The 12,683-nt window shown below is 59.2% G+C and carries 11 protein-coding genes; 1 reads left to right on the forward strand and 10 read right to left on the reverse strand.

What is annotated here, in order from left to right:
• The coding region (locus tag ACTRWH_RS13735) for a hypothetical protein (RefSeq protein WP_462826521.1) at nucleotides 1-201 on the forward strand (201 nt) is incomplete at its 5' end.
• A 28-nt stretch (nucleotides 202-229) separates the two neighbouring features.
• Here the strand turns inward: ACTRWH_RS13735 and purT are convergent.
• The 10 genes from purT to ACTRWH_RS13785 are packed head-to-tail and all read right to left on the reverse strand — an operon-like array spanning nucleotide 230 to nucleotide 12,630.
• On the reverse strand, nucleotides 230-1,420 hold the full coding sequence (gene purT, locus ACTRWH_RS13740; RefSeq protein WP_036206548.1) for a formate-dependent phosphoribosylglycinamide formyltransferase: 1,191 nt from the start codon (nucleotides 1,418-1,420) through the stop codon (nucleotides 230-232).
• Nucleotides 1,421-1,458: 38 nt separating this feature from the next.
• A complete protein-coding gene (locus tag ACTRWH_RS13745) occupies nucleotides 1,459-1,641 on the reverse strand; it encodes a DUF1289 domain-containing protein (protein WP_007154793.1) in 183 nt (60 codons plus the stop codon).
• Nucleotides 1,642-1,674: 33 nt separating this feature from the next.
• On the reverse strand, nucleotides 1,675-2,397 hold the full coding sequence (gene bluB / locus ACTRWH_RS13750) for a 5,6-dimethylbenzimidazole synthase (RefSeq protein WP_075194597.1): 723 nt from the start codon (nucleotides 2,395-2,397) through the stop codon (nucleotides 1,675-1,677).
• Nucleotides 2,398-2,406: 9 nt separating this feature from the next.
• Nucleotides 2,407-3,873: a cobyric acid synthase gene (locus ACTRWH_RS13755; protein WP_428398753.1), complete on the reverse strand. Its 1,467-nt coding sequence runs from the start codon at nucleotides 3,871-3,873 to the stop codon at nucleotides 2,407-2,409.
• Nucleotides 3,874-3,888: 15 nt separating this feature from the next.
• Nucleotides 3,889-4,500, reverse strand: coding sequence for a cob(I)yrinic acid a,c-diamide adenosyltransferase (cobO, locus tag ACTRWH_RS13760; RefSeq protein ID WP_007154796.1), 612 nt, complete (start codon nucleotides 4,498-4,500; stop codon nucleotides 3,889-3,891).
• Complete coding sequence (locus tag ACTRWH_RS13765) at nucleotides 4,493-5,821, reverse strand: cobyrinate a,c-diamide synthase (protein ID WP_428398755.1); 1,329 nt, start codon at nucleotides 5,819-5,821, stop codon at nucleotides 4,493-4,495. Before ACTRWH_RS13765 ends, cobO begins: the two co-directional genes overlap by 8 nt.
• A 13-nt stretch (nucleotides 5,822-5,834) precedes the next feature.
• Entirely contained in the window at nucleotides 5,835-6,605 is a 771-nt protein-coding gene (locus ACTRWH_RS13770; RefSeq protein ID WP_085681135.1) for an ABC transporter ATP-binding protein, read from the reverse strand.
• Nucleotides 6,605-7,558 carry a FecCD family ABC transporter permease gene (locus ACTRWH_RS13775; RefSeq protein ID WP_300498503.1) on the reverse strand — a complete coding sequence of 318 codons (954 nt, stop codon included), beginning with the start codon at nucleotides 7,556-7,558 and terminating at the stop codon, nucleotides 6,605-6,607. Before ACTRWH_RS13775 ends, ACTRWH_RS13770 begins: the two co-directional genes overlap by 1 nt.
• A gap of 33 nt (nucleotides 7,559-7,591) precedes the next feature.
• Nucleotides 7,592-8,488 carry a helical backbone metal receptor gene (locus tag ACTRWH_RS13780; RefSeq protein WP_462826522.1) on the reverse strand — a complete coding sequence of 299 codons (897 nt, stop codon included), beginning with the start codon at nucleotides 8,486-8,488 and terminating at the stop codon, nucleotides 7,592-7,594.
• Nucleotides 8,482-12,630: a cobaltochelatase subunit CobN gene (locus ACTRWH_RS13785; RefSeq protein WP_462826523.1), complete on the reverse strand. Its 4,149-nt coding sequence runs from the start codon at nucleotides 12,628-12,630 to the stop codon at nucleotides 8,482-8,484. The genes ACTRWH_RS13780 and ACTRWH_RS13785 overlap by 7 nt, the downstream gene beginning before the upstream one ends.
• Nucleotides 12,631-12,683 lie beyond the last annotated feature (53 nt).

Raw genomic sequence — 12,683 nt, forward strand, 5'->3', positions numbered from 1 at the left:
CTCGGGGCTTGCCCGATCAAGGTGGCGTATTCTACATCGAATCGCCGCCTTGTCAACCGCTTTCTGAAGAATTTTGAAATTCGAAATCTTCAATTAATTCAAACGGTTGTCTTTCAATTTTTGACCCACCTCAGTGGCGTGCCCCTCGAAAGAGATGCGTATTCTACAGAGCTCACTCCGACTGTCAACGGTTCGTTATAACTTTTTCAGGAAACCTGACGATTTATCGTCAAAGCTCGGTTTTCACAGCGGCCGCAGCCTGGGTTGCTTTCTCCCTGGCCTCGTCAATCGAGCTACCGGACGCAAGCGCGACCCCCATTCTCCGCCGCCCCTTCAGTTCAGGTTTCCCAAAGAGCCTGATAAAGATGTCAGGTTGAGCCAACGCTTTTTCAAGCCCGGTATAGGCAACCGCATCCGAATCACCCTCCGGCAATATCACTGCGGAGGCTGAGGGGCCCTGTTGACGGATCGCCGGTATCGGCAACCCGAGGATGGCGCGGGCGTGCAAGGCAAACTCGGACAGATCCTGGGAAACCAGAGTCACCAACCCCGTGTCGTGAGGGCGTGGCGACACTTCTGAAAACCATACGTCATCGCCCTTCACAAACAATTCCACACCGTAGACACCATAGCCACCCAGATTGCTGGCAACCGCTTCCGCGATTTCCCGGGAACGGGCCAGCGCCTTGTCACTCATTGGTTGCGGCTGCCAGGATTCACGGTAATCGCCGTCTTCCTGATGGTGCCCAATAGGATCACAGAATGAAATACCGTCGCGGTGCTTCACGGTCAGCAAGGTAATTTCGTAGTCAAAATCCACAAACCCTTCGACAATCACCCTTCCCTTGCCGGCTCGACCACCGGTCTGGGCATAATCCCAAGCGGTCTCAATATCATCGGCGGACTTGACCGTGCTCTGCCCTTTTCCTGAAGAACTCATAACGGGCTTCACCACCAGAGGCATTCCGATGGCTTCGACGGCCGCAAGATACTCCTCTTTCGACTCGGCAAATCGATAGGGTGACGTTGCAAGCCCGAGCTCTTCGGCGGCCAGGCGACGGATACCTTCCCGGTTCATGGTGAGATTGACGGCTCTTGCGGTGGGAATCACCCGATAGCCTTCCTGCTCGAGCTTTACCAGCTCCGGCGTGGCAATCGCCTCAATTTCCGGCACGATGAGGTTTGGCTTTTCCGCCTCAATAATGCTGCGTAAGGCAGCGCCATCGAGCATATCGACAACGTGACTCCGATGGGCCACCTGCATGGCCGGGGCGTTGGCGTAACGGTCAACTGCGATAACTTCCACGCCAAAGCGCTGGAGTTCAATCACAACTTCCTTGCCCAGCTCTCCCGAGCCACAGAAGAGAACCCTGAAAGCATTTCCTTTCAGCGGAGTACCAATACGAACTGTGTCAGTCATGAAAGTTTCTGCCTTTCCTGATATCGGGGGTCAAAGACCTAGATCAAAAATTTGCTTTCACGCTCGGCCACTTTGCGCAGCACTTCCTGGCGTTCTTCATTGCTCATCTGGGACCATCGCGTGATCTCATCACCACTGCGATGGCACCCAACACACATATCGTTGTCATCAAGGGCGCAAATACTCACACAGGGCGAGCGCACCTTATCAGCCACTTTCATTCCGCAACCTCACCTAACGTCTTGACCACTACTTTAACCTTTCCTGATCTCTGCTTCTAACGCCGGTTCCGTCAACGACTCACCCCAGGTGCTTCCATGCACAAGATCAGCCAGAGGCAACCGCGAGCGCCATCCCTTTTTCTGTAGTTCAGGCTGTTCAAGAAACTCGCTGACAAAGCCAAGGCAAAGATAGGCCAACGGGTACACGTGTTCGGGGAGCTTCAGTGTCTTCGCCAGCTTTTCCTGATCCAGAATACTGACCCAGCCCACACCGATCCCTTCAGCCCTTGCTGCCAGCCAAAAGTTCTGTACCGCCAGGCACGTACTGAAAAGATCCGTTTCGACGATCGAGTTACGTCCCAGCACATGGCTACCACCACGACTTCGGTCACAGGTGATGCATAGATTAATCGGGCTCTCCAGGATGCCCTGGAGCTTCAGACTCTTATACTGTGTATTGCGATCGCCTTCATAATTTTCCGCGGCTTTCCGGTTTTCTTCCTCGAAAATGGAAAGCACTGCGCTGCGCACTGACTTGCTATCGATCACGAGAAAGTCCCACGGCTGCATAAAACCGACGGAGGGTGCGTGGTGGGCCGCGTCGAGCAGTCGGGCAAGGACATCAGGGGGAATCGGATCAGGAAGAAACTGCGAGCGCACATCCCGGCGTTCATGGATCGCACGATAAAGCCCGCTCGTTTCTTCATCACTAAAGGGGCGATTCTGGTTTGGCCGGTGAGTTCTGTGGTCTGTCATTCTTTGCCTCTAATGCCGTCGGTTGAGTCCCAGCAAATGCTTCAGAAACCCCGTGTCCAGACACTCCTCAACGAGATCCGCCAGGCGATCCAGCTGTTCCAGGCGATGTGCCTTGTAGTCTACAGCCTGATGCTGAGCTCCCAAGCCCGCCCATTCGAGTATCTCACGGGTCGCTTCAGGCTGATCGAAAATGCCGTGAACATAGGTTCCAATTATCTGGCCATCCTCACTCACTGCGCCTTCAGGCTGTCCATTCAGCGTCGCCATGGGGCGTTCAAGCGCGGGGCCACAGGAAATACCGTTATGCATCTCATAACCTGTGAACCCCGGCCTTCCACTGCCAAGCGTTAACTCTCCGGAAACCTCCTTCAGCGTTTTGCCGGCAACCATTCGTGTGGTCATGTTGAGCAACTCAAGGCCAGGCGTGGTACCGGCATCCCCTTCCAGGCCGTCCGGGTCGGATACCGACCGCCCCATCATCTGAAAACCGCCGCAAATGCCTAACACCTTGCCGCCATAACGGAGGTGTTTCTGAATAGCCTCAGGCCAGCCCTGGGATCTCAGCCATCGCAGATCATGCCGGGTGCTTTTGCTGCCCGGTAACAGGATCAGGTCAGCCGGGGGAATCCGCTGGTCGGGGCCGATGAATTGGAGGTTGACGCCCGGGTGCAGACGAAGGGGGTCAAAGTCATTGTGATTGCTGATGCGAGGTAACACCGGGACGATCACATTCAGTGCATCGGGTTCATTGGTGCCACTGGTGCCAACGCTGTCTTCTGCGTCAATCACCAAGCCATGCAGATACGGCAATACGCCAGCTACGGCTTTATCAGTGCGTTCGGCCAGCCAATCCAGGCCTGGCTTCAACAAGGCAATATCGCCCCGAAAACGGTTGATAACGAAGCCTTTCGTGCGCGCTCGTTCGCTCTCGGTGATGAGTTCAAGCGTGCCCACCAGTTGGGCAAATACACCACCCTTGTCAATATCGCCGACGAGGAGCACTGGGCAATCGGCCGCTTCGGCGAAGCCCATGTTGGCAATATCATTCGCACGCAAGTTGATCTCGGCGGGGCTACCAGCCCCTTCGGCAATGATTACGTCATAGCGGGCACTCAGGTCACGCCATGCCTCCATCACCGAGGCCATCGCCTCGGCCTTGTAGGCATGGTAATCCAGAGCGTTCATATTGCCGTGAACCTTGCCTCGCAGGATTACCTGGGCACCGCAGTCACTCTGGGGCTTGAGCAACACCGGATTCATATCGCTATGCGGGGCGAGCCCGCAGGCCAGTGCCTGAAGTGCCGTGGAACGGCCTATTTCACCGCCGTCGACGGTAACCGCACTGTTCAGGGCCATGTTCTGGGGTTTGAAAGGCGCTACGGAAACACCCTGCCGCGCCAGCCACCGACACAGGGCGGCGACGACCGTCGTTTTGCCGGCATCGGAAGTCGTTCCCTGTATCATCAACGTGGTCATGGGTAGCAGCCTCTGTTACAGCTCGACACCTTTCTGGGCTTTCACACCTTGGTCCTTGAAGGCATGCTTCACCACGCCCATTTCCGTGACAGTGTCCGCCAGGTCCACCAGTTCCTGTGGTGCCGACCGACCGGTCACTACCACATGCTGCATCTCCGGGCGGCCCTGGAGGTCGTCCAGAACACGGTCGAGATCAATATAGTCGTACTTCAGGGCGATGTTGAGTTCGTCCAGCAGGACCAGGTCGTAGCTGTCGTCTTTCAACATGTTGGCGGCCACATCCCAGGCGGCATTGGCTGCCTCCACGTCCTGCTCCCGGTTCTTGGTATCCCAGGTATAGCCCTGGCCCATCACGTGATAACTCACGTTGGGCAATTCGCGGAAGAACGCTTCTTCACCGGTGCTGAATGCGCCTTTGATGAACTGGACAATACCCACTTTCATGCCATGGCCGAGCGCCCGGGCCACCATGCCAAAACCGGAACTGCTCTTGCCTTTACCCGGGCCGGTCAGCACCAGCAGCACACCCTGTTCTTTCTGGGCACGGGCGATGCGCTCCTGCATGATCTTCTGCTTTGCGTCCATGCGGCGGGCATGGCGTTCGGGGTCTTTGGCGCGTTCACGCATAGTCAGGCTCCTTATCGATAAGCGGGCGAATGGCCTGCCCGCGAAAAATTCCGGCCACCAGTTCTGGGGCGGAGGGGAAATAGCCGTGGAAATAGCTGGCCACCAGCCCCTTCCGGCAATACACCGGTTCAGCCTCGGTGCCCGCAACCTTGCGGGTTCGGGCCAGGGGTTGCCAGTCAGTTTCCAGTCGCGAGTGATGATAGGTATGCCCCCGCAACTGCCCCTGCTCGGTATTCAGGCTCTGCAGACCCAGCGCCTGCAGGCGGCCGGCCATACTGGCTCGACCCGGGATAATTCCGAGCAGGTTGTGGATCTCTCCGTCGTGGTCCGCCAGTTCCTCCACACAGGCCATTAACCCGCCACACTCGGCCAGCATGGGTTTACCGGCGCTGTAGTGGTTGCGAATCGCCTCCAACATCGGACGGTTACCGGCCAGAGTGGCACCATGAAGTTCCGGGTACCCGCCTGGTAACCAGAGGGCGTCGGCGTCTGGCAATGCAGAATCTATCAGCGGGGAGAAAAAAGACAGTTTTGCCCCCATCGCCTGCAACAGGTCCAGATTGGCGCGGTAAATAAAACTCAGCGCTGCGTCCCGGGCAATGGCGATGCGAACGCCCTCAAGCAACGGTGGTGGGGACTCCGGGGGTTCAGCTTCCAGCGTCACGGGAAGCGGCAGGCCATCCAGCCCTGCTTCCGCAAGAACGTCAGCGGCGGCGTCCAGACGCTGCTCCAGATCGCCCAACTCGCCGGCCTGAACCAGCCCAAGATGCCGGTTTGGGAGACTCATGGCCTCGTTTCGGGGAATGGCCCCTAGCAGACTGATCCCCTCAGGCAGGCTCTCCCGCAGCATAGCCCCATGTCGGGGACTGCCGATGCGGTTGGCAATCACCTGATAAACCGGAAGCGCGGAGTCGAATTTTGATAATCCCAGAGCCACCGCTCCAAAGGTCTGAGCCATGCCGCGGGCATCAATGACCGGCAGAGCGGGAATACCCATCAGCTTGGCGAGGTCCGCACTGGAAGGGTCACCGTCAAACAATCCCATTGATCCTTCCACCAGAATAAGGTCGGCATCCTGCGCGGCTTCCGCCAGACGCCAGCGACACTCGTCCTCGCCCGTCATCCACGGATGCAACTGGTACACCGGCTGTCCGGATGCGACTTCCAGCACCATCGGGTCCAGGTAATCCGGGCCGTGCTTGAACACCCGTACCTTTCGTCCGGCATTCCTATGCAATCTCGCCAGTGCTGCGGTCACCATGGACTTCCCCTGGCCAGAACCTGGTGCGGTAATCATTGCGGCTGGTACGGTTGCTTTCATATAGCTCCTACGTTCAATACTTAACAGGGACAAATAGCGGCGCACCATCCACGTCCACTGTCAGAAGTTCCTGATCATAAAGCCGTTCAAGTGCAGCCGGCACGAGCATTCGTTCTGCAGGCCCCCAGCACGCTTCGCCGTTGGGGTACAGCAACAACAGATGGTCACACCATCGTGCCGCGAGATTCAGATCGTGCAAACACATGAATACCGAACGCCCACTACGCGCCTGCTCGGTCAGTAACTGGAGTACCGACACTTGATGGTGCAGATCAAGATGGTTGGTGGGTTCATCCAGAAGCCAGGTATCAGGCGCCTGGGTCAGCACTGTGGCAATGGCTACTCTCTGGCGTTCACCGCCGGAGAGTGTGTTCACCAGCCGATCACTGAGATGGCCCACATCCAGCTGTTCCAGAGCGCCTCTCGCAAGACGTTCATCGGCCCCGGACTCCATCTGCCAGGGTGACAACCAGGGGTGGCGTCCGATCAGCGCCGTTTCCAGTACCGTCGCGGGAAAACCGTCCTGCCGTTCCTGGAAAACCATCCCCAGTTGTTGCGATATTGTCCTGCGCTTCAGGTCTGCCAAAGGATGCTCTCCCAGGCAAACCGATCCGTGACGTGGTGCTCGCAACCCCGCCAGTGTGTGCAAGAGCGTCGTCTTGCCGGCACCATTTGGCCCCAAAACGCCCCAGATCTGCCCGGGTTCCACGGCAAAGTTCAGCGCTTCCCCATCGCCCCGCCCGGGAATGTCGATGACCAACTGTCTAGCCTGCAACGGATTCATCAGCGGCTCCGGTACAACAGGTAAAGGAAGGTGGGTACACCCAGCAAGGCCGTAATCACACCTACCGGCAACTGCTCGGGCGCAATCACCACCCGTGCCAGGGTATCCGCCAGCACCAGCAGCGTGCCGCCACCCAATGCACAGGCAGGGAGGATCAGGCGCTGGTCATTACCGAGGACCAGCCGCAGCATGTGGGGCACCACCAAGCCGACAAAACCAATACTGCCAGCCATGGTGACCGCGGTGGCCGTGAGCAGGCTGGCAAGGATATAGATCGTCCATTCCAGCGGTCGCACCGCCACTCCAAGGGCTGCCGCCTGCATGGGACCGCGTGCCAGTACGTTAAGGCTCCGCCCCAGGGGCACCACCAAAAGACACACCAGCACCAGGAAAGCCAGTGCGGGCCAGGGCGTTCTAGCGTAGGACACATCGCCCATCAACCAGTACAACATTCCCGGTAAGCGCTGGGCCGGGCTGATCGCTAACATCAGGGTAATCACCGCGCCCCAGCCTGCGGCGACCACCACACCGGTGAGCAACAAACGCGACGGCGTCCAGCTTCCGGTGCCATGGGCCAGGCCGAACACCATCAGTGTGGCCAACAACGCACCGGCAAAAGCCGATCCCGAAATCATCAAACCGCCCAGGCCCGCCAGCATCGCAAACAAGGCCCCGACGGCAGCACCGCCAGACAGCCCCAGAACGTAGGGGTCCGCCAACGGATTGCGTAACAGCACCTGCATCAGAGCCCCGGCCACGGCCAGCAAACCGCCCGTTGCGAAAGCAGACAGTGTCCGTGGCAGGCGCAATTCCAGCACCAGGGTTTGCTGCAGGTTGCTGCCCTCACCCAGAATGACGGCGACAACGTCTCCCGGTGCCACGCTGACACTGCCAACACCCACCGACAACATCATGGCGACGAGGCTGGCCAGAGCCAACAACACAAGTGGCATGGTCAGAGGCCTGCTCAAAGGGTCTGTCTCCCACTAACGTTTGGCACGGGCATCATCCAGTTTCTCGCAAAACAGTTGTGAACCTTTCAGAATACGCGGCGTCGGGCGCTGGATCAGCGACGGTGGAACGAAGTACAGGTTCTCCTTCGTGGTGGCATCGATACTCTGGAAAGCCTCCCAGCGGGTCAGCCAGTGCCGGTTCTCTTCACCCATGCCACCGGCCAGAATGGCCTCAGGGTTGGCGCCGATAACCGCCTCGGCACTGATCCTCGGCACCAGGCGATCAAGATCACCGAATACGTTCACGCCACCGCATAGCGTGATCACCTTACCAATCAGGTGCTCGTCGTTCACGGTCATCAGAGGCTCATCCCACACCTGATAGAACACCGAGACCGGCTCCGCACCCTGATATTGTTTTTTCAGTGCGGCCATTCCCTTGCGGAAACGATCCGCTTCGGCAAAGCCTTCATCTTCGGTACCCGCCAGAATCGACAGCCGTTCGATGGTGCTTGAAACGCCCTCAAAACTTCGGGGTTCAATGGAGAATACCGGCAAACCCAGGTCCTTCAGGGCCGCAATCTGTTCCGGCGGGTTGCCTGTCACCCAACCAATGACCAGATCAGGTTTCAGTGCCATCACGCGCTCAAGGTCCATGCGAGTGTGGCTACCCACAGAGGTGACCTGCTTCGCCTGCTCGGGGTAATCACTGTACGAAACCACCGCGATGACCTGATCACCGGCGCCTGCAGCCCAGACAAGTTCGGTTGCTCCGGGAGACAAGGCCGCGATCCGGCTGGCCGGTTGTTCAAGGCAGACTTCCTGGCCGGTGTCGTCGGTTGCACATCGCTCAGTACCGGCCACAGCCCCCGGTGACATGGCCAGAGCTAACGACATCAGCGCAGCGGTATGCCGGAACGATTTCAACATGAGGCCCTCTGGTTTCCGGGAGTCTGACAATCATCGTTGGCAGCGCCTATCGGGGGAAAGTCGGCCGACCCACCTTTTCGCGCGGATTCGAAGGCTTCCCGCTGCCGGGGGTCCAACTGGTCCGCGACCCAATCCATCAGCGGGTGATCCGGACGGGTGTGGCCACTGCCGGGAAGGCCATGGTCGATGATGTTTCCCGCGAAGTCACGTGCCAGGGCCTGACGGGTGAAGACGTCCGCCTCCCAGAAGCCCCGTTTCGCGGCCAGGAGCGCAATCGCCTGCATGTGGGTTTTGACATACACGTTGTGGCCCTCTGCCAGGAAGTCGTCCAGGCCAAGGCCGTGGCGATCCTGAAAGTACACTTCATTGACCTCGTCCCACACACTGGAACGAAGCACTTGTGGGCTTGTGATCTGCCAGCCCCAGAGGTTGTCGAGAAAATCACTGCCCATGGTGCGGGCACCGGCATAGCCGTGCTCCATCAGTGGGGCCAACCATTGCGGGTTCAGATTACGGGCTCTCAGCTCTACCTGCAGCGCTCGCTGAAGCGAATCCACCCGGGGATTTCGTGGGTCTGCGTACTGGAGCACCCGGTTCTGCGGTGGCTTGCCGCGCAAGTGCTCCACGGCGTTGGACAGCCCGCCCTGGAAATCGAAACCGTCATCGTTGTCCAGCAGGCCATAGAGGTGGCTGGCCCGCCCAAGATAGGTATGGTTCACCGACCGCAATTGTCGGTCGAAAGCATCGTGAGCCGGTTCACCCTGGCTGCCCTTGCCATAGACGTGCCCCATGCGCCGGCGATAAGCGTCACCCAGTTGCTCCCGGTCCTGCCAGGCGCCCGTGCGGGTAGCAAGCCGGTTGACCCCCGCACCGTATGCGCCCGGAGCCGTACCGAAGACCCGGTATGCGGCCTTTGCCCCCGCATCCCGAGCCGACGCACCTGCGGCCAGCAGTACTCGTGTATCAGCGACCCAGTGGGCGGCAACACCGTTGGTGGACAGGGATTCCTCGCCCGGCTTACGCATGTCGACCGGCAGAACCGATAGCGCCTGATCCAGTGCCTCTTCCAGCTCGGGGTGCTCGGCCCTGATGGATCCCGCCGCACCCGCCAAGGCGTAACGCGATGCCATATCCAGCCATTCCAGTTGGCTTTCATAGAGATCCCGGAACAAGCCGGACGTGGTGAAAACCACATTGCGGCGAATGGGTGTATCGGTTCCCGGGCCCGCTGGCAAACGCTCCAGGCCTTTCACGATGCCCCGACTGTTCCACACCGGGCGCACACCTAATAGCTTCATGCCAAACGCGATCATGACCCCTTCGTCTCGCACCGTATCCGAGGCCCAGAGCACCAGTGCATCGCTTTGTTCTGAGGTGCTGTCTTTTGTGGCCCTGGCCTCCTCGACCAGTTCTTCAGCCAGCGACCAGGCCACGCGGGTTGGAATCAGGTCATCCGACAAGGCGTGAAAATTGCGCCCCGTTGGCAATACCGCCGGCGTTCGCAATGGATCGTTGCCCTGCCCCGGAGCAACAAACCGGCCATTCAACGCGTTGAGAAAGCTGGTGCGCTCAGAAGCAGGAGACGCTTCAAGATCGGTGCGCCAGGCTGGCTCTGGCTTGCCGGCCTTACCCGCCATGGAGTCGAGCATGGTGTCCACCATGTCTGTGCTCCAGTCCCGGCCAAACACATGCAGCCCCAGAGGCATAAAGTGTTCCTGCATATCAGTGACGTAGTGGCCGGCTTCGTGAACCAGCAGGTCGGGTGAAAGTTCATCGAGGGACACCTCCTCCACCGACAATCCCATCTCGCCAGCGATTTCCTGTTCGAGATCGTCGGAGATATCCAGCACCTGGATTTTCTCCCGCAGCATCTTCAGCGCCCGCTCTCTTGTAGGACTGTCGGGCTCATTGGCGGACTCCCAGGTTTCCACGAGCTGTCGAAGCTCCAGCAGTTCGTCATAAAGCTCCGTCGCGGCCAGTGGCGGCGTCAGGTGACTGATCATGACTCCCAGCGCCCGGCGCTTGGCCTGGATGCCCTCGCCCACACCGTCGACGATGTAAGGGTAGATCAATGGCAGGTCGCCCCCCAGCAGGTCCGGGTAGTCATCCCCTGTTAAACCAGCACGGCGGCGTGGCAGGAATTCCCTGGTTGAATGGCGCCCAACGTAGACCAGCGCATCAGCCTGGTAGTGATCCCGTAACCAGTGGTAGAAACCCACGTACTGGTGGGTCGGGGGGAAGGTGGTATTGGCGTGCAACAATTCTTCATCCACTTCCCAGCCCCGGGGCGGTTGCGGACCGATGTAAATATTACCGAATCGAAGCCCAGGGAAAATCAGCCTGTCATCAACCACCATGGACTGGCCCGGCGCTTCTCCCCACCCCTTGAGTCCGGGAATGCCCGTATCGGCCAGCGCAACCCGGCTGTCATCCAGTTCCGCACTGTGACCACCTTCATCGAGACGTGCTTGCCAGAGCGCTTCGTACTCGTCCAGTCGGCTCAGGGCCGCCTTTCGGTTCGGGTGCTGGAGGTGTTCAATCAGGTGCCGCAAGTCACGAATTCCCCGACTCAACAGACCGGTTGCCAATTCTTTCTCGCCCAACCTATGTGCCTGCTCAAGTCGCTCATGCAGATAACCCAGGGGGCCATGGACCATTTCCTGCTGGACAACCCTGGGCAAGGTTTCGAGATACTGACGATAGGTTCTGCCCGCCATTGAGGCAACGTCACCGGCCATTTCCCTCAGCGCGCGAGGATCATCCGGCAGGCTCACGCCTCGTTGCTGGAGGAGGTCGGTGAGGGCTTCCGGACTCTCCGGCAGTGGGCCGGTTTCGTAGCCCTCGGCTTTAAGCCAGTGCAGCATTTCATATAGGGAAGCTGGCACATCGAGATTGTCCGCCCCAATATTCTGCCGGCCCGGTGGATGATTGTAGTAGATGATGGCCACGCGCTTGTCGGCGTTGCCCTTGGCTTGCAGCGTCTGCCAGCGTTTCAGGCGGTCCGCAACGGCGTCCACCCGCTCCGGCACCGGCTGGGTAAGCGTCAGAGCCACACCGGTGTTTTCGTCAATCACTTCCGGCTCCGCCGTAGCCAGCACCATAGGCTGACTGACCCCCTGGAGCTCGGGCATCGCCAATTTGTAGTGCACCTTGTCAGACGGAATACCATCGATCGACAATTGCCATTGGTTGGTGGTGCGGGAGGCCAGGCGCAAGCCCTTGATCACCGGCACATTCAACCGGACCAACGCTTCCGTGACCTGACGCCGACCCTCGCCGCCTCCAATAATAAAGTCCTGAAGACTGACAATACCGGATAGTGTCGCCGGGCCTACCGTTTCATTCAGGGCACGAACAGCCTCCAGGCTGGCACCACCCCAACGGGACAGAATTGCAAAGCATTGCATCCCTCTGGATTCCATCGCTGCACAGGTTGCATCCAGCAGTGCCCGATCGCCCGGGCGATCACCGCTATCCAGATCCAGAAGTGCGACCACAGGGCCGGATTGCAGGTTAAGGTTCGCCGCGCTATCCGTAGCTTCCCCATAACGGTAATAGCGGATCAGCGACCGGGGCGGCAGATCCGGCACGTCAAGCTCTTCGCCCGCCTGAACAAGCAACCAACGCAATAAGGCATCCAGGTGTTGCGGGGTGCGTCCCTGGTAAAGGGCCCGGCCTTCAAGCCAGGGTTCCTGTTCGGGGAAGCGGGCCTTAAGCTCTGCCTGATGAGCTTTCAAGTCCGTGCCGGGGTCCGGCGCTTTCATCAGGTTGTTCAGGGTTGTGGCATCCAGCCCTTCCAGCAGGGGCTTGCGCCCCTGTAATCGTGACAGCACAGTCAGCGCCCTGTCGCCATTCACCCCCAGAACCGGAAACTCGCGAACGGCGGCCTGCTCGCCCACAGCACGCTCAATCCGGCCCACCTGCTCTCCGAAAACCGCCGCCATCAATAAGGCATCGGCCTGGCTCACCAGATCGTCGAGAGCGCTGTTGTCCAGGTTTGCCAATTGCTCCGGTGTTCGCAGAATAATGCGGTGATCTGGCTGGGCTGCCAGAAAGCGTTCCGCACCAGCAGCCATCTCCGCAGCGGAACGCTCAGACACTACCCCAAATACCGTGGCGCCGGACACTGGTTGGGAAAGCATTAACAGAAGCCCGAAAAGGCAGCCGAACAACGGGCGTCTCAGAGTCCTATACA

This window comes from Marinobacter sp. G5_S1_61_S3 (assembly GCF_054968585.1).

Bases quoted from the DNA above. Each gene is read 5' to 3' on its own strand.
- purT (WP_036206548.1), bottom strand. From the start codon at position 1,420: ATGACTGACACAGTTCGTATTGGTACTCCGCTGAAAGGAAATGCTTTC.
- ACTRWH_RS13745 (WP_007154793.1), bottom strand. From the start codon at position 1,641: ATGAAAGTGGCTGATAAGGTGCGCTCGCCCTGTGTGAGTATTTGCGCC.
- bluB (WP_075194597.1), bottom strand. From the start codon at position 2,397: ATGACAGACCACAGAACTCACCGGCCAAACCAGAATCGCCCCTTTAGT.
- ACTRWH_RS13755 (WP_428398753.1), bottom strand. From the start codon at position 3,873: ATGACCACGTTGATGATACAGGGAACGACTTCCGATGCCGGCAAAACG.
- cobO (WP_007154796.1), bottom strand. From the start codon at position 4,500: ATGCGTGAACGCGCCAAAGACCCCGAACGCCATGCCCGCCGCATGGAC.
- ACTRWH_RS13765 (WP_428398755.1), bottom strand. From the start codon at position 5,821: ATGAAAGCAACCGTACCAGCCGCAATGATTACCGCACCAGGTTCTGGC.
- ACTRWH_RS13770 (WP_085681135.1), bottom strand. From the start codon at position 6,605: ATGAATCCGTTGCAGGCTAGACAGTTGGTCATCGACATTCCCGGGCGG.
- ACTRWH_RS13775 (WP_300498503.1), bottom strand. From the start codon at position 7,558: ATGCCACTTGTGTTGTTGGCTCTGGCCAGCCTCGTCGCCATGATGTTG.
- ACTRWH_RS13780 (WP_462826522.1), bottom strand. From the start codon at position 8,488: ATGTTGAAATCGTTCCGGCATACCGCTGCGCTGATGTCGTTAGCTCTG.
- ACTRWH_RS13785 (WP_462826523.1), bottom strand. From the start codon at position 12,630: ATGCTTTCCCAACCAGTGTCCGGCGCCACGGTATTTGGGGTAGTGTCT.